This window comes from Brachyspira suanatina (assembly GCF_001049755.1).
GTDB classification, from domain to species: domain Bacteria; phylum Spirochaetota; class Brachyspiria; order Brachyspirales; family Brachyspiraceae; genus Brachyspira; species Brachyspira suanatina.
Genome location: NZ_CVLB01000001.1, coordinates 460803 through 482493 on the forward strand (window position 1 = coordinate 460803; position 21691 = coordinate 482493).

At 28.5% G+C, this 21691-nt stretch carries 19 protein-coding genes and 1 pseudogene; 8 read left to right on the forward strand and 12 right to left on the reverse strand.

The features are described from left to right. The first annotated feature begins 89 nt into the window (after nt 1-89). Together BRSU_RS02145 and BRSU_RS02150 are read left to right on the forward strand one after the other, a co-directional pair. Nucleotides 90-746 carry an HAD family hydrolase gene (locus BRSU_RS02145; RefSeq protein WP_048593577.1) on the forward strand — a complete coding sequence of 219 codons (657 nt, stop codon included), beginning with the start codon at nt 90-92 and terminating at the stop codon, nt 744-746. Nucleotides 747-843: 97 nt separating this feature from the next. After that, nucleotides 844-1278 (forward strand): PTS sugar transporter subunit IIA, encoded by a 435-nt coding sequence (locus BRSU_RS02150; protein ID WP_048593578.1) that lies wholly within the window; start codon nt 844-846, stop codon nt 1276-1278. Between the two features lie 67 nt (nt 1279-1345). On the opposite strand, the gene BRSU_RS02155 is transcribed toward BRSU_RS02150, so the two are convergent. Continuing rightward, nucleotides 1346-2773 (reverse strand): serine hydroxymethyltransferase, encoded by a 1428-nt coding sequence (locus BRSU_RS02155; RefSeq protein ID WP_048593579.1) that lies wholly within the window; start codon nt 2771-2773, stop codon nt 1346-1348. Between the two features lie 216 nt (nt 2774-2989). On the opposite strand from BRSU_RS02155, the gene BRSU_RS02160 reads away from it, so the two are divergent. The 5 genes from BRSU_RS02160 to BRSU_RS02180 all read left to right on the forward strand — a co-directional run bounded on the left by BRSU_RS02160 (nt 2990) and on the right by BRSU_RS02180 (nt 6629). Then, complete coding sequence (locus tag BRSU_RS02160; protein WP_048593580.1) at nt 2990-3655, forward strand: hypothetical protein; 666 nt, start codon at nt 2990-2992, stop codon at nt 3653-3655. A 95-nt stretch (nt 3656-3750) separates the two neighbouring features. After that, nucleotides 3751-5058 carry a cell surface protein gene (locus tag BRSU_RS02165; protein ID WP_048593581.1) on the forward strand — a complete coding sequence of 436 codons (1308 nt, stop codon included), beginning with the start codon at nt 3751-3753 and terminating at the stop codon, nt 5056-5058. A gap of 74 nt (nt 5059-5132) precedes the next feature. Next, nucleotides 5133-5546: a nitrous oxide-stimulated promoter family protein gene (locus BRSU_RS02170; RefSeq protein ID WP_245158030.1), complete on the forward strand. Its 414-nt coding sequence runs from the start codon at nt 5133-5135 to the stop codon at nt 5544-5546. An 18-nt stretch (nt 5547-5564) separates the two neighbouring features. Beyond that, nucleotides 5565-5963: a YbaN family protein gene (locus BRSU_RS02175; protein WP_048593582.1), complete on the forward strand. Its 399-nt coding sequence runs from the start codon at nt 5565-5567 to the stop codon at nt 5961-5963. A 51-nt stretch (nt 5964-6014) separates the two neighbouring features. Beyond that, a complete protein-coding gene (locus tag BRSU_RS02180; RefSeq protein WP_048593583.1) occupies nt 6015-6629 on the forward strand; it encodes a hypothetical protein in 615 nt (204 codons plus the stop codon). Between the two features lie 83 nt (nt 6630-6712). Here BRSU_RS02180 and BRSU_RS02185 read toward each other — a convergent pair whose 3' ends face one another. Beyond that, a complete protein-coding gene (locus BRSU_RS02185) occupies nt 6713-7675 on the reverse strand; it encodes a Gfo/Idh/MocA family protein (protein ID WP_048593584.1) in 963 nt (320 codons plus the stop codon). Nucleotides 7676-7878: 203 nt separating this feature from the next. Here BRSU_RS02185 and BRSU_RS02190 point away from each other — a divergent pair, with 203 nt between their 5' ends. Next, nucleotides 7879-9540 carry a formate--tetrahydrofolate ligase gene (locus tag BRSU_RS02190; protein ID WP_048593585.1) on the forward strand — a complete coding sequence of 554 codons (1662 nt, stop codon included), beginning with the start codon at nt 7879-7881 and terminating at the stop codon, nt 9538-9540. Between the two features lie 71 nt (nt 9541-9611). Here BRSU_RS02190 and BRSU_RS02195 read toward each other — a convergent pair whose 3' ends face one another. The 10 genes and pseudogenes from BRSU_RS02195 to BRSU_RS02240 all read right to left on the reverse strand — a co-directional run bounded on the left by BRSU_RS02195 (nt 9612) and on the right by BRSU_RS02240 (nt 21582). Continuing rightward, entirely contained in the window at nt 9612-12455 is a 2844-nt protein-coding gene (locus tag BRSU_RS02195) for a tetratricopeptide repeat protein (protein ID WP_048593586.1), read from the reverse strand. Nucleotides 12456-12500: 45 nt separating this feature from the next. Continuing rightward, on the reverse strand, nt 12501-12923 hold the full coding sequence (locus BRSU_RS02200; protein ID WP_048593587.1) for a hypothetical protein: 423 nt from the start codon (nt 12921-12923) through the stop codon (nt 12501-12503). A 179-nt stretch (nt 12924-13102) separates the two neighbouring features. Further along, nucleotides 13103-14770 (reverse strand): annotated as a pseudogene (locus tag BRSU_RS15040) (carbon starvation CstA family protein). A 35-nt stretch (nt 14771-14805) separates the two neighbouring features. Then, a complete protein-coding gene (locus BRSU_RS02210) occupies nt 14806-15330 on the reverse strand; it encodes a DUF8052 family protein (RefSeq protein WP_020064249.1) in 525 nt (174 codons plus the stop codon). A 240-nt stretch (nt 15331-15570) separates the two neighbouring features. Continuing rightward, nucleotides 15571-16164 carry an RdgB/HAM1 family non-canonical purine NTP pyrophosphatase gene (gene rdgB, locus BRSU_RS02215; protein ID WP_048593588.1) on the reverse strand — a complete coding sequence of 198 codons (594 nt, stop codon included), beginning with the start codon at nt 16162-16164 and terminating at the stop codon, nt 15571-15573. Nucleotide 16165: 1 nt separating this feature from the next. After that, on the reverse strand, nt 16166-16639 hold the full coding sequence (locus tag BRSU_RS02220; protein WP_048593589.1) for a GyrI-like domain-containing protein: 474 nt from the start codon (nt 16637-16639) through the stop codon (nt 16166-16168). Between the two features lie 19 nt (nt 16640-16658). Beyond that, nucleotides 16659-17858, reverse strand: a complete 1200-nt coding sequence (locus BRSU_RS02225) for a MalY/PatB family protein (protein ID WP_048593590.1) — start codon at nt 17856-17858, stop codon at nt 16659-16661. Nucleotides 17859-18043: 185 nt separating this feature from the next. Continuing rightward, entirely contained in the window at nt 18044-20023 is a 1980-nt protein-coding gene (locus tag BRSU_RS02230; RefSeq protein WP_048593591.1) for a TRAP transporter permease, read from the reverse strand. Next, nucleotides 20020-20538: a DUF1850 domain-containing protein gene (locus BRSU_RS02235; RefSeq protein WP_048593592.1), complete on the reverse strand. Its 519-nt coding sequence runs from the start codon at nt 20536-20538 to the stop codon at nt 20020-20022. The genes BRSU_RS02230 and BRSU_RS02235 overlap by 4 nt, the downstream gene beginning before the upstream one ends. 87 nt (nt 20539-20625) lie before the next feature. Further along, nucleotides 20626-21582 carry a TAXI family TRAP transporter solute-binding subunit gene (locus tag BRSU_RS02240; RefSeq protein ID WP_048593593.1) on the reverse strand — a complete coding sequence of 319 codons (957 nt, stop codon included), beginning with the start codon at nt 21580-21582 and terminating at the stop codon, nt 20626-20628. Nucleotides 21583-21691: the final 109 nt, after the last annotated feature.

Below are 21691 nucleotides of genomic sequence, written 5' to 3' on the forward strand. Positions count from 1 at the left end.
AATTTAAGTACTATTATTATATCATACTTTTATATATTGTAAATTAATTAATACTTTAAATAATTTTTTTATATTTTAAAGGATCTTATATGGATATTATAAAACCTAAAGCTATAATATTTGATTTTGATGGAACATTAGTTAATAGTGAAAGTATATATACAAAATCATTAATAGCTATTGCTAATAAAATGGATACACTTAAAGATGTTGATTTTGAAGCTATGACAGGTATGCATACAGAAGATATATACAATAACTTGAAAGATAGAGGTTATAATGTTCCTGATAATTTTTTTAGCGAGACAGAAAAATATTTTCATAAATTACTCGAAACTGATTTGAATGTATTTGATGGTGTTATGGAAACATTTGAAAGATTTAAAAATTTGAATATGGTTATAGCTTCCAATAGTAATATTGATTATGTTAAAAAATATTCTGATATAAAAGGAATATCTAAATATATTAAAGGATATTCTTGTTTTAATGAAAAATTAAGAGCTAAACCTGAACCTGATTTATTTTTGTATGCATTTGAAATTCTTAAAGGATATAATAATGATTTGAAAAAAGATGACGTCATAATATTTGAAGATAGTTTAGCTGGTATTGAAGCTGCTAAAAGATCAGGTATTAAATCTGTAGGAATTACTAATAGTTACAGCAAAGAAGAGCTTATTGAAAAAGGCGCTTATATAGTTGTAGATAAAATAAATGAAGTATTTAATTATATAGAATTATAGTTTTATAAGATTAGTTATATATGTTTTTTTATTTATTAATAATTATTTGAAATTTATATAATATTATATAAAAATAATGATTTAAAAAGGATTTAATATGTTAAAAGAAATGCTAAATGGTAAAGTACAAATTGTAGAAAGCATAAAAGATTGGCAGGAAGCTTTAAGAATAGCTGCAAAGCCTCTTTTAGATGCTAAGAATATAGAACCTAGATATGTAGATTCTATTATAGAAAATGTAAAAAAGAATGGGCCTTATATAGTTTTAACTGACGGTGTTGCTATGCCTCATTCAAGACCTGAAGAGGGTGTTATAAAAAAAGGAATGAGTTTATTAAAAGTAAAAAATGGTGTGGATTTTTATCAGACAGAAAAAAAAGTATATTTATTCTTTACATTAGCAGCTGAGGATGCTGATAGCCATCAGGATGCAATAGCTGATTTAGCAGATGTTCTTGGAGATGATGATTTATTGAAAAAAATAATAGAAGAAGATTTAAAAGCAGAAGAGATTTTGAATTTATTTAATTAATATTAATATTTAAATTAATAAAGGGAGCCTCAAATAAATGAAGCTCCCTATTATTTTATAAAAAATATTACATATCAGCTATGAATTTATACATAGGGAATTTTTTACATAGAGTAGCTACTTTTTTAGCAACAGCATTAATAACTTTTTCATCATTACTATTACTTAAAACTTCATCTATATATTGAGTTAATTCCATAACATCTTTTTCTTTTAATCCTCTTGTAGTTATAGCAGGAGTACCTAATCTTATTCCGCTTGTAACCATTGGGGATTCAGTATCATAAGGTATACCGTTTTTGTTTATAGTTATATGTGCTTTATCTAAAATAGTTTCAGCAAGCTGACCTGTTATGCCTTTAGATTTTTTAACATCAACCAATATTAAATGTGTATCAGTACCGCCTGAAATTAATTCGTATCCTTTAGCTAAGAACATATTAGCCATAGCTTCAGCATTTTTTACAACTTGCTCCTGATATTTAACGAATTTAGGATCCAAAGCCTCTTTAAAACATACGGCTTTAGCAGCTATAACATGCATTAAAGGACCGCCTTGTATGCCAGGGAAAATAGTTTTATCTATTTTTTTAGCTAAATCTTCCTCAGTAGAAATGATATATCCGCCTCTAGGACCTCTCAAAGTTTTATGAGTAGTACCTGTAACGAAATGAGCATGAGGAACAGGGCTAGGGTGAACACCAGCAGCAACAAGTCCTGCAATATGAGCCATATCTACCATTAATAAAGCACCAACTTCATCAGCTATTTCTCTGAATTTTTTGAAGTCAATGAATCTAGGATAAGCACTTCCGCCTGCAACAATCAATTTAGGATTAAGTTTTTTTGCAGTATCTCTAAGCTCATCATAGTCGATTTGCATAGTTTCTCTGCTAACATTATAGTGTTGGAAATTATAAATTTTTCCTGAGAAATTTACATTTTTACCATGAGTTAAATGTCCGCCTGAATCAAGTGATAATCCTAAGCAAGTATCTCCTGGCTGAAGAACTGCCATATAAACACCCATATTAGCTTGAGAACCGGAATGCGGCTGTACATTTATAAAAGGAGCTTTGAATAATTTTTTAGCTCTTTCTCTTGCTAAATCTTCTACAACATCAACCTCACTGCATCCGCCGTAATATCTTTTTGATGGATAGCCTTCAGCATATTTGTTTGTAAATATAGAGCCTTGTGCTTCCATAACAGCACGTGAAACTATATTTTCGCTAGCTATAAGTTCAAAGCCATTAACTTCTCTCTTATACTCATTTTTCATTGCAGCAAATATTTCTTTATCAGCACTTTTTAATGGAGTTTCTGATACATAATATTTAGGAGCAACTACTTTTTTCTCTGCAGGTTTTGAAGCTTTTTTTACATTAACAGCTTTCTTAGATGCAGCTTTTTTGTCAACAACTGTTTTCTTAGCAGCTTTAGAAACCTTTTTTGATGAAGATTTTACTGCTGCTTTTTTCTTAGATACAGCCATATTTCCTCCAATGAAATTTATTTAATCAAATTTTTATTTGAAGTAATGATATATCAATATAGTTTTTTTTTCAATTATTAAAATACTATTTAATGTCTTTTTTTGTATTTCTAAATTATGAATATTTTATTTATTTCAGCTATTGATTTTTTTATTTTAAATGTTAGAATATACTAACAAATTAAAGATATATACTAACTTTATGTGGATGCATAAATGAAATACATACTTATTTTATTTATAATAACAAATATAATATACTCTTATGAATCTAAAGAGATAAATAATTTTTATAATGAATATTATTCTTCTTCATATAATATAAAGTCAATAGAAAACAATGATTCTAAAACTTATAAAAATATATATGCTCTTGTTACATCAAAAATCATCACTAATGAAAAAGAAAAATATAATTATTTGAAAGAAGCCATAAATGAGAATACGAATTATATGAAATCAGAAGATATTGATTATTTAATAAGCGTATCTGAACTTATGAGTTATATAGTTTATTACAGCGGACTTTCAGAAAAAATTTCTTTCGGATCAAAAAGCAAAGAAATATATAAAAAGATTTTGCATAAAGATAAATCTAATTTTTTCGCTCTTTTAGGTACAGCTATTGGATATATGCATGCGCCGGCTATAGCAGGCGGAAGTAATGAAAAGGCTTTTGAGTATTTTAATAAAGCATTAAATAATAGTAAAGAAAAATATCAGAAATATTTATCTTATGTTTGGTTATCACAATATTATTTCAAGATTAAAGATAATCAAAATTATCAATATTTAATTGAAATGAGCAAAAAAATATATCCTAATGGAAAATTATTAGAGGAGGCTATAGAGAGAAATAATACTAAAAATAAGCCGTTATAAAACAGTTTAATAATAGTGATAGGATAAAAAATATATTTGAATTAATAAAAGTACAAAGTTGTTAAAAAAATTATAAACAAAATAAAGGATTATATATGAAACGTTTATATTTTATTTTAGCAGCTTTATTAATAACTGCTTATAGTGCATTTAGTTATACTGTTGTGGAAGATTTCAATGACTTTTTAGTTGATGAAAATCAATTAACGATAAGACTTGATAGATTAGGTGTATTGGCAGGAACTGAAAATTTAAGATTTATGGTTGGAGTATCAGGCGAAACAGCAGGAGTATTGCTTGATAATTTAGACAGCGGTAGTAAAGGAGGAGTAAATACATTCAGACCGGCAGCAATAGCAGGATTTGGATATAAAACAGAAAGTTTCGGTATAGGTTTAGGTTATCAGTTTAAATATGTATCAGGAAGCTGGCAGGCGCATACTCCTATAATAACAGCAACAGCTTTGAATGATAATTTAAGAATCAATGTACCTGTTACAATAGGAGTAGGAAGCGGAAATGTTAATGACGGAGATATAGCAGTTTCTACAGATACTAGAATAGAATATTATACAGGAAATAATATATTCAGCAGAATAAGAGTTAATCTTAAATATGGTATGTATAGATTAAAAGCTAATGATAGCAGAAGAGGAGATTTAACAGGAGGCGGAAATATAAATATTGGTACTGTGAATGGAACTGTAGGCGAGAATGGAAAATACGGATTTATTAAAGATACTACAGCTCATTCTATAGGTATAGATGTAAGGGGTTATTTTATAGCGGCAACAGATCCTGTATTAGTAGAGCCTCAGATAAGAGTATTATATCAAGGTTCTATAGCTGACTTTACTGGCACTTCATATAAAGTAACAACACCTGCTGGAACTAAAGAAGGAGGGGCAGGATTCGGACTCTACAATATAGATGCTTCAAATCCTATAGGTGCTTTTTCAATAGGTGATACAGGTTTTACTATGGCTCCATATTATGATTTTACAGCTCATAATATAGCATTTACCGGTGAAGGCGCTTCAATAGAAATAGGAGGTGCAGAGTATTATCTTACAAAACCGCAGTTTTTAGGAATATCTGTACCTGTGGGTTTTACTGCTGAAAGCGAGTTTATTACATTGTATTTAGAGCCTGCTTTATCATTCTCTATGATTACAGGAGGAATTAATTCTTATGCAAGCAGTGCTAAGCCTGTAAGAGTACCGCCTTTATTTTATTCGGTTGGATATTTGGTATATGGAGAATTATATATAACTCCTAAACCTAATTTAGAATGGTATTTTGAGGCTCAAATAGGAAGTGCTACTACTATTGATAGTATAGGAGACAGCAAGCAGGGAGGTTTGGCTTTCAATGGAAGTACTGGTATCACTTGGAAATTTTAATTTGCTAAATTATTGATTTATTGATCTTTGGGAAAATATATTTATTGGGTGTCTTAGAATATAAGATGCCCAATATGAAAACTACTAATATGAAAGTTATTTTAAAAAATAAAGAAAATAATATTAAAAAAATAAAAAGAAAAATAGATTATGAAAAAAATATGCTGCTCTATATGATTAAATTGTATTGTAAACATAATCATAAAGAGTATCATAAAAATTATAATAAAACATTTGGAAGTAAAAATATTTGCAAAGAATGTGAAGAAGTTTATAATTATGCTTGCGAAAGAACTTCAAAATGCAGATTCATTTCTACAAAAACATTTTGCAGTGCATGCTCTTCTCATTGCTATAAAAAAGATATGAGAGAGAAAATAAAAAATATAATGATTTTTTCTGGAAAGAGAATGATTTTTTATAGTCCTGTAATTGCTTTGAAACATGTTTTTGTTATGTTTGTATGCAATATGAAGAAAAATATTTAAAGTTATTGAAGGTGTTATATGAGAATATTATTTATATGTTTAGGTTTTATTTTTATAGGTATAGGTGCTGTGGGAATAGTTGTGCCTATACTTCCTACAACACCTTTTCTTTTACTTGCATCTTTCTTTTTTGCTAAGGGCTCTAAAAAATTTCATGATTGGTTTATGTCTACAAAACTATATAAAAAATATTTAGAAAGTTTTGTGAAATCAAGGGCTATGACTTTAAAAGCTAAACTCACTATACTTTTGCCTGTAAGTGCTATGCTTATAGTTACATTTATTTTTGTAAATAATCTACATGCTAGAATTGCTCTTCTAATACTTTTTATTGCTAAGTATGTCTATTTCTTTACTCAAATAAGAACTATAAAAGAAGGCGAAGAAATAACAGAATTAGAAGAAAGCAATAAATAATAACATTTTTTGAATTATTGATATTTCCCTTTGTTTTGATTTGGAGATATGATGAAAATACTAAGATATATTTTTATGGTGAATATTTTATTTTTTAATTTATTTACTATAGTACATACAGAGGAAAATAAAGAAGATAATGAAAAAAAAGGTTTTCAGTCTGTATTGGATAATAGATTTTTTTCTATAGGATTATTCAGCAGTGCGGATTCTATCAAGACAACTGTTAATATAGAATTTGGTTTCAAGATAATGAAATATAATAATTTTCAAATAAAAAGCTATACTGCCGTAACAGGTTCAAAAATATATGATGATAATCCACAAATGTATCAGCTAGGACTTATGCAAAAATTTACTTTTGGCAATAATGATGAATATACTGGCGAGATAGGTATATCAAGATATGGATTTGCTTTTTTTAGTTTTGGATTTTTATCTTTTGATCCTGATAAAAGTGGGAAATTTTTATTTGCTTCTCCATACTATTGGGAGGTTGGGGGAGGAGCCGGTTTTAATATTAATGTGAGTAAACATGTTGGTATAGTATTAGAGTTTGGCGGTGGACTTCATCTTGTTCCTGACGGTAAAGAACTTGGATATCCTGCAAAAATTAATAAAGCCGGATTTGGCAGAATGAGTATCGGAGGAAGGTATTATTTTTAAACTGCTTCTCCTAATTATTATAATTGCCTAGTATTAATTACAAAATTAATACTAGGCAATATTTGTTATGTGCGGTAAAATTATTACCAAGTTTTTTTGATTTCTTTTAAAATGGATTCAGTTAATTTTATTGTGTTAACATCATCTTCAATAGATACGAATCTTTTATCTTTTCCTAATATACAATTAGCAAAATGTTCATCTTCTAATTTTAAAGGGTTATCTCTATGTATAAATACTCTTTCTATTATAGATTCCTGCTTATAATTAATACCAACTGAAGTTTTTATATTACTTTGACTTGCAGCCTGTCTATGTATAGTTATATCTTGAGTAGCATAGTCTAATATGAAATATGCTTCCTCTGTACTGATAGCTAAAGTTCTTATTTTTTCCTGAGTTACTCTGCTTGCACTTATAGTTGCTATAGTTGAATCTTCAAATTCTAATAATGCACTTGCAATATCTTCATTATTTGTTCTTATTCTTTTTCCGCTTGCTGAAAATCTTACTATTGGTTTTTTCACTAAAGAAGTAACTATATCTAAATCATGAATCATTATATCAAATACAACACCCACATCAGTAATACGAGGAGTAAAAGGAGCTAATCTTCTAGCTTCTATTAAATAAGGTTTTTCTATTATATGATGAAGTTCCTGTACAGCACCGTTAAATCTTTCAACGTGACCAACCTGAAGTATAACATTTTTTTGTTTAACGATTTCTTCTAATTCTAATGCTTGAGCATAAGTTTCAGTCATTGGTTTTTCTACTAATACATGCTTTCCTTTTTCTACAGCTTTTTTAGCTATTTCAAAATGATACATTGTAGGGCTTGCTATTATAACAGCATCAGAATTATCTATTGCTTCATCTAAACTATTAAATTTTCTTATATTATGTTTTTGTGATATTTCGTTTAAATGATTTTCATCAGCATCATATATGCCTGATAAATTTATTTGATTTATTTGGCTTACAACATTTAAATGGAATTGACCCATTCTTCCTACACCTATAATACTTATATTTACTTTATCCATTGACTATCCTTTTTATAAATTAATAATTAAATGCTTAAATAAATTTTATTTGTAATAAATATTTTAAACGTTTAAAGATTATAATAATAATTCTACAAAATTCAATAATATTTTTTTATTTTATAAAATTTTATATACTATCAAATATTTTAAAAGTATAGTATATTTTAAACGTATATAAAAATTATTTGATTGGAGTATGTATGAAAACAGATATAGAAATAGCTCAAGAATGCAAATTGGAAAGAATAGAAAAAATAGCAGCGAAATTGAATCTGACTGATGATGATTATGAGGTATACGGAAAATATAAGGCAAAGATAGAATTATCATTATTAAATAAATTAAAAGATAAAAAAGATGGAAAATTAGTTTTGGTAACTGCCATAACTCCTACACCAGCTGGAGAAGGAAAATCCACTGTTACAATAGGGCTTACTCAGGGATTAAATAAAATAGGAGTGAATGCTGTTGCTGCTTTAAGGGAACCATCTCTTGGACCTGTATTCGGTATAAAAGGAGGGGCATGCGGAGGAGGCTATTCTCAAATTGTACCTATGGAAGATATTAATCTTCATTTTAATGGAGATTTTCATGCTATAAGCAGTGCCCATAATTTAATATCCGCTTGTATAGATAATCATATTAAACAAGGAAATGAATTAAAAATAGATGTTAATAAAATAGTATTCAAAAGAGTTTTGGATATGAATGACAGAGCTTTGAGAGATATAGTTATAGGACTTGGCGGAAGTGAGAATGGTGTTGTAAGGCAGTCATCATTTCAAATAACTGTATCATCTGAAATTATGGCTATACTCTGCTTATCAAATTCATTAATGGATTTAAAAGAGAAAATAGGAAATGTTATATTTGCTTATGATATTAATGATAATCCTTTGAGAGTGAGAGATTTAAAAATAGAAGGTGCAGCATGTACATTGCTTAAAGATGCTATAAAACCTAATTTAGTACAGACACTTGAGAATACTCCTGTTATAGTTCATGGAGGTCCTTTCGCTAATATTGCTCATGGATGTAATTCTATACTTGCTACAAAAATGGCTTTGAAATTATCCGACTATACTATTACAGAGGCAGGTTTCGCTGCTGATTTAGGAGCTGAAAAGTTTCTTGATATTAAATGTCGTCTTGCCGGTTTAAAGCCTAATTGTATTGTATTGGTTGCTACTATAAGAGCATTGAAACATCATGGAGGAGCTTCTGATATTAATAAAGAAGATTTAGAAGCTTTAACTAAAGGTTTTGAAAATTTGGATAAACATATTGAGAATATGCAGAAATATAATGTACCTGTGGTAGTGGCAATTAATAAATTCGTTTCTGATACTGATAAAGAAGTGGAATGCATAACAAAACATTGCGAGAGTAAAGGGGTAGATATTTCATTATGCGAAGTTTGGGCTAAAGGCGGAGAAGGGGCAATAGAATTATCTCATAAAGTTTTAAAAGCAGCTTCTGAAGAATCAAATTATAAGCCTTTATATGAATTAGAAAAAAGTATAAAAGAAAAAATAGAAACTATATGCAAAGAAATATATTCGGCAGGGGAAATTAAATTTTCTAATAAAGCATTAAAAATGATGAAGAAAATAGAAAATATGGGATTCGGCAATCTTCCTATATGTATATCAAAAACTCAAAAATCAATATCAGATAATCCTGCTTTACTAAATGCCCCTAAAGGCTATACATTAAATATTGATGAAATAAAACTTGCATCAGGAGCAGGATTCATTATTGCTATGGCTGGCGGTATTATAGATATGCCGGGACTTCCTAAAATTCCTGTTGCCTGCAATATTGATATAGATGAAAATGGCAAGATAAAAGGTTTATTTTAAAATAAAATAATTAGAGTATAAAAAAGAGCCATGATTTTCATGGCTCTTTTATTTTTATATTAATTTAATTGTTATTCTGTTGTTGCATCTGGTAATGCTGTATTATCAGCAGTATCATTTGCAGTTGTATCAGTACCTGTATTATCTGTAGCAGTATCCCCTGTTGTATCGGCAGCTGTATCATCTGTAACAGTATCACCTGCAGTTGTGTCATCTGTTACTGTAGTATCATCAGTGGCAGTAGTATCTTCTGTAACTGTAGTATCCTCTGTAGTAGTGTCATCAGTGATAGTAGTATCTTCTACAGGTTCTGGTTCTGGAGGAGGCGGAGGTAATTTAAGATTATCAATATCCTCAACTCTTATATTTAAATCCATTCTTCTAATAACTGTTTTGGCAATCTCTGCTTCAACAGGCTCTCCTAAAGAATCAACTAAAGTTATTTCAGGATCTTCATTCCTGTACTGCTTCATTTCAAGTACATATCCTTCAGCATCTCTTGCCACAGTAGTTTTATTTCTTCCGTCATTTTCTATATCTATAGAAACTCCATCAGCTCTCACTTCATTAACAGTTGATCTTCCATCAATATAAGTTTTTGTAGTGGAAGTGCTTCCGTCTGCCTCTGTTGTTGTAGTTTCTGTGTTTCCTTGTATGTCTTTCACTACTACTATACTTGATCCGTTAGGTTTTATAGTTGTTGTTATACTGCTTGAATCTGCAGCTACTACTTCTGTTACTGTACTTGAATCTTTGTTAAGGGTAGTAGTTTCTCTTGATCCATCCTGTCTTATTACTCTTTTTATAGTAGTACCGTCAGGCATCTTTATTTCGCTTATAGTATCTTCAGCAACTGTATCAGTTATTACTGTACCGTCTACTTTTTTAGTTACTACTGTAAATGATCCGTCTTCATTATAAGTTTTTGTTATAATACTTCCATCATCGGATTTAACATTGTATGAGAATGTACCTGCACCTGCTCCTGTTGAATTTCTTTCCTCAACTCTTCCGTCAGGATAAACTATTTTTAAATTGCTTATTCCATTTGTATCTACTGTTGTAGTTCCTATACTTCCGTCTATGTAATTTGCTACTACTACATAACTTCCGTCAGGGTTCTCTGTTTTTACTATAACAGCTCCATCAACTCTTCTTGTCTCAGTTGTAATATTTCCGGAATTATCCTCAGTTCTTTTTACTTCTGTACCGTCTAAGCTTCTTGTATAGAAGAATGCTCCGTTATCATCTTTATAGTTTGTTGTAATAGATCCGTCAGATCTTTCTACTACAAATGCTTTATTGCTGTCTAAAGTTTTTCTATTTATGAATGAACCGTCAGGATATAAAGTGTATTCAAATGTATCTCCGGCAGAATTTTTTGTATTTATAGATTTTGAATTATCCGCCATATATGTTTCTAATCTTTTATCTCCATTTTCAAATACTGTTTCTATTTCTCTTTTTCCATAAGGATATATAGTATCTGAAACTTCATAATTGTTTGAATACATCTTTGTTTTTTCTATTTTTCCATTTTCATAAACTATTCTTACACCATTAGGATATATAGTTTCTCTTTCATAATCAAAATTAGGGAATATATTTTCTGTTGTTATGCTTCCGTCATTATTTGTATTTACCCTATGATTATTGGTGAAAGGCATAAATTTTATTGATGTATCATTACTTCTTATAAGAGATATAACTCTTTCCAAAGATTCTTTCTGATAATAGTCTCCGCCTACATTAGTTAAAAATATTTCATAAGATATAGCAGCATTAGTTATTTCACCAAGCGCCAAGAAAGTATGCCCCATATTAAGATAAGCACTATAATATAAAGCCCAAGTATTATATGCATCTACTGAAGCTATATTTGTTTTTATCTCTACCATATTTCCGTTAGTATCCATAACATTAGTCATTATAACTATATTTGTTACAATGAATGGATTTTCTTCTGTTATTACATAAGTAGAGCCAGTAACTGTAGAATTTGTATTCATAGTTACAGTATTTGAGTCTCCTACAGCTGCTTCATTAGTTACATTGTCTGGAGGAAGTGAAGTTTCTGAAACAGAAGGATCTACTACTTCTAAATTAAAATTAGCATTTGCTTCAAATATTACTGTTGTATTTGTAAATTCATAATTATTTGTATATGTATTTGTTATAACTACATTTGTAAATAATGGAAGTTTTGTAAATGTATTATCCAATGTATTTTTTATATTTTCATTTGCAATATTTTGATTATTTATGGCATCGGATATTGCATTAGTATCAGATGATAAATTTGTTGATACTGTATTTGTAGTTATAGTCGGATTAGATATATTTGTTGATATAAATGTATTTGTTAATGAATCATTTGATCCTATAGATATATTAGTCATAGATTCATTAGAAGAAGTATCATTAACATCAAAAATAAATATTGTATTTGTTACTACATTTTGTGAAACTGTATAATTAGTCAATACTTCATGATTTAATTTAGTTGTGTATGGTGAATGAAGACGTTCTATTGATCTGTTATACCAAAGCAAAGCATCTTCATAATTTTTTAATTGATAGTATGAGTTTGCTATATTATTACAATATGAATATGAATCATTGATATCGAATGCTAATTTATAATAATTTATGGCATTTTCATATTGTTTATCTTGGAAATAACATGCTCCTATATAATAATAAAGCATATCATTTGTAGATAATGGTCTTCTTTTTAAATATAAAAGAAATGCTTCTCTCGCAAAATTATATTTTTTTTGGAAGAAAAGTTTTTCTGCATTATAAAATTCTCTGTCAATATTTCTTTCATCATTTGGTGCTGCATTTTGCGCTAATAATATTGATGATAATGATATAAAAATATATATTATAATTATTGAAAGAATTTTTTTCATAATAATATGATCCTCTTTATATTGTAAGGATAATATTTAAAACTATCAATTTTTTATATAGTCAAAATAATGATTAAATAGCGAATATAGTATATATTCACTGTATCCTCTTACCTTTTTATCTTTATCTAAAACATCATTTAAAAATTCAAAAGTTTGCTCATTAGGATTTTCTACATAGTAAATCCTTTCTTTAGATATGGAATTACTTTCATTTTTTATCATTTTTATAATTGAAAGTTCTTTTAATCTATCCTTTTTATCTTCTCTGCTTGCTTGATATGAGAACAGACGCTTTACTAAGTTTTCAAATACTATTTTATTATACATAACAGCTCTTCTTACATCTGTATCAACACTGCCGTCATAATTATTAATTTCACTGTCAAATATTGCTATAGATATTGCAGATCTAATATCAGCAAACACTGCTTTTTCTTCTTTTAATTTAAATTTTTTACTAGACATAATATTAGAAAATATTCACCTTTGTTTAAAATATGAGTCATATAGAATATCGACAAAGTTAAAAATTTAATTAGATTAAAAATTTGATTTAAATAATACTTATGGTACTAAAATATAGTAAAATAAAAAACCCCTTCCATAAAATAATTATGAAAGGGGAAATTCTATATTAAATAAAATTATTTGTTTTTGATAGGATCATTAGGGTTAGAAGCAGTTTCTTTAGATAATCCACGAGCCCATTGACCAGTGATGAATAATTCAACAACAGCCAATATGATCATAACAGCAGCAATAGCAGCTAATACATAACCGTCGAAAGTAGCTTTCATAATGTTAGTGTAAACAACTAAAGCTAAAGCTGAAAGAGTAACTGCGAACATAAAAGTCAAAGGAATAATATTTTCCCAAGAAGTTCTTTTCTGACGATTTTTTATCCAAGCAGCAACTGCTAATAATGATAAACCAGCTAATAATTGGTTAGCACTTCCGAATATAGGCCAAATTCTAGCATAACCGTAAAGAGTAAATCCTAAAGAGAATAGAACTGTAATACCAGTAGCTATATAAGGATTAGTTAAGAAAGTTTTATGTACTCTTCCGTCAGCACCAGTATATTCACCTAATTCCTGTATTAAGTATCTTCCTATACGAGTAGCACTGTCTAATGAAGTTAAAGCAAAAGAAGCAAATGCTAAAGTAACGAAAGTTTTACCCATACTTAGAGGAACTCCGAAAGAAGTCATGAAAGTAGCAACACCAGTAGCAAATCTAGCAGCAGGAGTACCTTCACCGTTACCAGCGACAGCAGAAACACTCATTAAGGCTACTATAGCAACTATACCTTCAATAAGCATAGCACCGTATCCTACTAATTTTGCATCTTTTTCACTGTTAAGCTGTTTAGCACTAGTACCAGAGCTAACAAGAGCATGGAAACCAGATATAGCACCACAAGCAACAGTAATGAAAAGTATTGGGAATAAATAATTACCTTCACTAGGCATAAAGCTAGTAAATGCAGGAGTTTGTACGGCAGGTCTCATTATAACTAAACCTACAACGCCGCCTACAACCATAGCATAAAGCAAGAATGAAGACAAATAGTCTCTAGGCTGTAACAATATCCAAACAGGCATTAAAGAAGCTAATATTATATAAATAACTAATATTATTTGCCAATGTACTTTTTCTAAAGTTAAGAATGGGAATTTATCAGAAATGAAAATAATAGCAGCTAATAATACTACTCCCACAATTGTAGAAACAGCAACACTAGCACCTCTTCTGTATACTAAAAATCCGAATAATAAAGCTAAAACGATAAACAACATACTTGCAGTACCTGCAGCAGCAGATTCTCTGTAGTTGTCAACGTTTACAGCAAAAGTACCAGCAGTAATATCTAAGAATGCAGCTACTACTAAACAAATAGTAATAAATGCATAAAGAGTAAACATTATTTTACCTTTTTGGCTAACATTATGTCTTATAACCTCACCAATAGATTTACCTTCATGTCTTAAAGAAGCAACTAATGAACCGTAATCATGTACTCCTCCGAAGAATACACATCCGAATATGATCCAAAGATATACTGGAAGCCATCCGAACATAGTAGCAATAATCGGACCAGTGATAGGACCGGCACCGGCTATTGAAGAGAAATGGTGTCACAATAGAACTTTAGCATCAGTAGGTACATAGTCTTTACCGTCATTAAGAGTATGAGCAGGTGTTTTTTTGCCAGGGTCTATACCCCATTTCTTTGCTAAATATGAACCATAAGTAATGTAGGCTACGAAAAATATGACCATACCTAACAATAGAAGAATGAAAGCATTCATTTTTTATCTCCTTTTTTTATTTTTTTTATAACTTCCTAAAAATCCGAAAGAAGAAGCTTTAATTCTTTCTTACGCATCTTAGGTAGATATACATTTTTATCTGTCATGGACACTATAGCGTACTGTGTTTCTGACCATCCATGAAATAATAATTTATAATTAACCTTATAGAAGAATTTTTTAGTTATTTTTTCCCATTCTTTATCTAAAGGACTTTCTGTTACTAGTATTCCTGTTATTAAACTTCTTTTATGAAATTTATTAGGATTAGATAGTATAGGGGTAAGCCTAATAAGCATATCTTGAAAATTTTCTATATCTTCTTTTTTTAATTCTTTAATAAATCTCAAAAGCATATGCTCAAATACAGAATAACCTTCATAAACCGTAGATTTAGTTATAAATGACTTGAAAAAATCGTTTCTATGAAAGGCATAAAGATCAAAATATTCATCTTCCTTTGTAATTTCATACTCTAGATCAAAATGTCTCATAAGTTTTTCTGAAACATTGAATATGTATTTTTTTACATTCTCATTATCGATGTGAAGTTTAGCCATTTTTCATCTCCATGCTATATATTATATAAAGTTTTTTTTCATTGTCAAGTTACTATACATACTAAATAGTAATTGTTATTATTTAAAAATATTTTGATAATCACATTGTTTTAATTTTTATTATTTATATAAAACATATTAATCATATAATTATTATATATTGTTTATTTTTATAGTTTTTGTTTTATATGTATTATATTTACAATGTATATATAAATTATATAATATATTTCTTATTAATTAATAATTTGAAATGCACGATAAAATATTTTTCATTTTATTCATAGCTAATGCTCTATGACTCATAGAATTTTTTTCTTCTAAACTCATTTCAGCATAAGTGATATTATATCCGTCCGGCTGAAATATAGGATCATATCCGAAACCTTCAAAACCTCTTGGATTTTCTATTATTTTACCATTAACTCGTCCTTCAACTGCTATATAATAATTATCATCTAATACACATACAGCAGAAGTGATAAAATATGCTGTTCTATCATTTTTATCTTTTAATTCATCTAAAAGCATCTGCATTTTTTCTTTGTATCCTAGTGTTTCTCCTCCGTATCTTGCCGAATATATTCCGGGTTTTCCTCCAAGTGCATTAACGCATAGTCCTGAATCATCTGCCAAAGATGGTAATTTAGTATGATTATATACTGTTTTTGCTTTTATAAGAGAGTTTTCTATAAATGTGCTGCCGTCTTCTATTATTTCACCTATATCTGAAGGCATAGATAATATTTCTTTTATTACAGTTCCTTTGAATAGAGATTCTATTTCTTTTAATTTATGTTGATTTGCTGTTGCTATTACTAATTTTTCAAGCATATTAATTTCCTTTTATATTAAAAAATAGATAAAAATCTTTGCTGTTAGGTATATAATATTCCATAACATTTCCTATTATTGTATAGCCGTTTTTTGGGGCATAATTTTCTACTATATTTGTGAATACTTTGCTGTAATTTTCTATATTGCATTTAACTTTTATAAATTTACCTCCTTTTATATTCCATTTTTTCCAACCTTCAGGGGCAGAAGAATTTTCTTTTACTTCTACACCTGCCATATATTTTCCTCTTTCTCTCCAAGGAGCAAATGTTTCATTTATATCATTCATTATTCCCCATATACCAGATAAATTATTATTTTCATCAACTTTTACTAAATTGATTATTTCTTTAATATTTTTATTAAATTCCTGCCATAAAGGTAATACCCATTTTGAATGTTTTTCACTTTCTCCCTCTGCTACCTTTCCTATAACTTCAAAATCTTTTTTTTCTACTATTTCTATATCCATAATTTTTATAGCTCCTATTTTATTTTTTTAATTTTTTTACAGCTTCTGATATATTATTCATAGCCTTTTCAACATAGTATCTTTGAGTGGCTAGATTAAAACGCATAAATCCTATACCTGCATTTCCAAAAGCATCTCCTTCATCTAAGGATAAATTACAAGAATCATAATAAAAGTTATTTAAATCTTCCTGATTCATATTAAATTCTTTCATTAAATTTTTATTATCTGCAAACATCAAATAAGAACCTTCTAAAGGCACAATTTTTATATAATCTTTTAATATACCATTTTCTATATAGTCTTTAATATAATTATAATTTCCCCAAACATATTTTTTCATTTCATCAACCCAATAAGCACATTTTGAATATGCTGTTTTACAAGCTGCTAATGATAATATAGAAACAGATACACAGAATCTTTCCATTTGAAATTTGAAAGCTCTGTTTATTTCCTCATTTTGAATTATTATATTTGATACCTTTGCTCCTGCTAGATTGAAAGTTTTTGAAGGAGCATTCATTGAAATTATATGATCGGCGTATTTTTCCATAGATGCTAATGGTGTATATTTTTTTGACGGATCTACTATTATATCGCAGTGAATATCATCGCAAATTATTTTGACGTTATTTTCTATTAATATATCTGCTAATTTTGATAATTCTTCTATAGAATAAAGTCTTCCTGTGGGATTATGAGGATTTCCTATTAAAGCAGCCGTTAGATTAGGATTTTTTACTTTTTTTGCTACATCTTCATAATCTATAGTATATCTGCAAGTATTATCATCGTATATTAAATTTGATTCAACTATTTGACAGCCTTGATTTTTTATTCCAGAAAACATAGGGTAGTATGTAGGAGTCAAAACTAGTACACTTTCACCAGGTTTTGTCAATGCGGATATTGCTATATTAAATCCCTGTACTAATCCTTGAGTAAAATTAAGCCATTCTTTTTTTATATCCCAATTATATCTTTCTTTATGCCATTTGATAACAGATTCATAATATTCATCATATGTAAAATAACCAAAAATACCGAAATCGGCTTCTTTCTTTATTGCTTCTATAATTTCAGGAGCTGCTTTAAAATCCATGTCAGCAACCCACATAGGAATTTGATTTTCTTTTAAATGTTTTTCTCCGAAAGCTTTAGTCCATTTTGTACTATTAGTTTTTCTTCTGTCTATCAATTCATCAAAATTTATCATTAAATATCCTTTTGTGAAAATTATACAAATTTATTTTATAATAATATATAAAATAAATCTATTATCTAGTTAATTTTTATTAAATTGGAATTAATACTTTATTTAAATAATATTATAAAGAAAAAAGAGGAGCCTTTATAAATTGTAAGACTTCCTCTTTTTATTGTTTTTATATTATTATATTATTAAGCAGCTGCAGTATTCATTTTATTTTTATTTCTTGTAGCTATTTGTACAATAACTAATATTGCTATAATAGCTATTCCTATAATATCAGAATAAAATTCAGGATATATAGATAATAAACCTGCTATGATAAATAATATTCTTTCATAAGCTTTACATTTTCTAAATACATATCCTTCTAATCCAGCAGATACTCCGAACATACCAATAAGAGAAGTTATAAGTATAGGTATAACATCAGAAATGGTAGTGTTTATCATTAATATATCAGGATTGAATATAAACATATAAGGAATGATAAAAGCACCAATAGAAAGTTTTGTAGCTTCAATACCAGTTTTAAGAGGGTCTGATTTAGCAATAGCAGCACCAGCCATAGCAGCCAAAGCAACAGGAGGAGTAACGTCAGCTATAATTCCAAAATAGAATACAAACATGTGAGCAGCTAAAGGTTCATAACCCAAACCTATAATTGCACTTGCAGCTATTGTAGAAGTGATAAGATAATTTGCTGTAGTAGGTACTCCCATACCAAGTATTATAGAACTTATCATTGTTAAGAACAATAATAATAGAGGTATTCCGCCTGATATAGATATTAAACCAGCTCCTATTTTTAAGCCTAAACCTGTTAAAGTTATAACACCTATAATAACTCCAGCCATAGCACAAGCAACAGCAACGCTTATTATATTTCTAGCAGCATTAACGAAAACATCTATTAAGTCATTAAATCCGAAACTTACTTTTCTTTTCATTATTATGTCAACTATTGAGTTTACAATAGCAACTAAACCAGCAGCAATTATACCCATTAAACCAGCATAAATAGCAGTTTTTCCAAGTACAAAGAAATATATTATAGTAGCAAGCGGTATAACTAAATAACCTTTTTTCATCAAAAGTTCTCCTATTTTAGGAAGAGAATCTCTTGATAAACCTTTAAGTCCTGTTTTTTTAGCCTCTAAATGCACCATTATAAATATGCCTGTAAAGTAAAGTATAGCTGGTATAATAGCAGCTTTAGCAACTTCCATATAAGGAATTCCTAAACTTTCAGCCATTAAGAATGAAGCAGCACCCATTATAGGAGGCATTAACTGTCCGCCTGTAGAAGCTGAAGCCTCAACAGCACCTGCAAACTCAGGTCTGTAACCTAAAGATTTCATCATAGGTATTGTGAAGCTTCCTGTACCTACAGTGTTTGAAACAGAACTTCCTGATACTGTACCGAACATAGCACTTGTAAGTACTGCTACTTTAGCAGGACCTCCGTCAAATCCGCCTGCTATAGCATTACATATATCTATAAAAAACTGACCTATTCCTGTTTTATCAAGTAAGGCTCCAAAAAATATGAATAAGAATATAAATGTAGCTGAAGCACCTATAGGAGTACCCATTATTCCTTCAGTATTATAAAATAAATGTGATACTAATCTTTGAAGAGAATAACCTCTATGATTTAAGAAACCAGGTGCATAGGCTCCGAATAATGCATATATAATAAAAATTATAGATATTACAAGTATAGGAAGTCCTACAATTCTTCTGCATGCTTCAAATACAAGAAGTATTCCTATTATTCCTATTATAATATCAGTTGTTGTATATATACCAGCTCTTCTTACTATTGTTTCAAAATTAATTGTAATATAACTCCAAGAACCAGCACCAATTATAGCAAATATTACATCATACCAAGGGAGTTTATCTTTAGGCATGTCTTTTTTCATAGGGAAAAGCAAATAAGCAAGAAGTATAACAAATGCTAAATGTGTAGCCCTTACAACCTGGGCTGTAATTTTTCCTGAAAGTATTGAATATAATTGAAATAAACAAAATACGACAGATATAACAATTATTAAATATTTTTTCCAATCAGAATATTTTCTATATCTTGATTCACTATCATATTTACTCATGTAACTATCAATTTCTTCAACTGTTGGAATGTGAATATCATTTCTGTGTTTCATTGTTTCCCCCTTAATATTTTATTATTCATTAAATTTATTATTATTGTAGATAATGACACCCTTTTATATTGTATTTTTATATTTACTTGAGGATTGAATAGAGTATTTAATTTTATTTCTTTTCCATCAAGTTCTATTCTATGGTCAGCTACAATTCCGACAAATAAATATAAATCTTTTATTATTTTATTAATATTATTTATTTCTATATAATCATCTGTAATAATTATATTTTCATTATCTTGCGGATCCGACATACCTGCCCCATAAGATACAAACCTTGTCTTATCCAGTACAATATCATTATTAGTATTTATAATATAATAATCTCTAATTCTTCCCTTATTTACAGAATGGGTATATGAAATTAAAAATTCTTTTTTATTAATATTAAATATGAAATTAACTTTATTATTTTTAACACTATTTAATACAAGTCTTGGAAATAGAGGTATAAATAATAAAGCAATAATTACTACAATGACAAATATACATATAATAACTTTTTTAAACATATATAATTTTTAGAATATTATTAATGCATTCATTATTATCTATGTTATAAATAATAATGAATGTATCTTAAAAGTGTATATTTGTAATTATTCTATATTATATCCTAATTCTTTATAATATTTTAAAGCACCTGGATGGAAAGGTACTGATATGCCTTTATAAGCATCATCAATATTTAATTCTTCACCTTTAGCATGAGCAGTTGCTAAATCAGATTTTTTATCAAATAAAGTTTTTACTAAATTATAAACAACATCTTCAGGTATATTGTTATTAACAGCAATAGTTGCTTTTACTGCTATTGCAGTAGTATCTGTAGTAACATTATTATATGTATTGGCAGGTATTGTAACTTCTGTATAATATTTATATTTATTTAAGATATCATCTACCTGAACTTTGTCTAAAGATACTAAAACTATATCGCTTGATAGAGATAATTCTTGTAAAGCTGCATTAGGTATTCCTGCAACTATGAAACAAGCATCTAAAGTACCATTTTGTAGTCCATCGCTTGATTCTTTAAATGAAAGATTTGATTTGTTTATATCATTAAAAGTCAATCCATAAGCTTCTAATATTTGTTTAGCATTGAATTCTGTGCCACTTCCAGCATCTCCAACTGATATTCTTTTTCCTTTCATATCAGCTATTGTTTTAATTCCGCTTGCTTTTGTAGCTGCTATTTGTACTATTTCTGGATATAATGTAAGAATAGCAGAGAAATTTGACAATACTTCGCCATCAAATATATCTGTGCCGTTATAAGCATAATCCATAACATCATTTTGTACGAATGCTAAATCAGCTTCATGTCTATTAAGAAGTCTTAAATTTTCAGCAGAGGCTCCTGTTGATTGAGCAGTAACATTCATTCCTTCTATGTTGGCATTCCATATACTAGCTATACTTCCGCCAAATGAATAGTATGTACCACTTGTTCCTCCTGTGGCAAAAATGTAGTTGAGATTGTTGCTTTTTTGACATCCAATCATTAATATTAATGATAGAATGGCACTAATAGTGATAAAAACATTTCTCATAATAATAATACTCCTTGTAAAATTTACTAATATAATACACTTTATAATATTAAAAGTCAATATTTATTGTGTATATCTTTTTCATATTATTATTGATTTATTATAAATT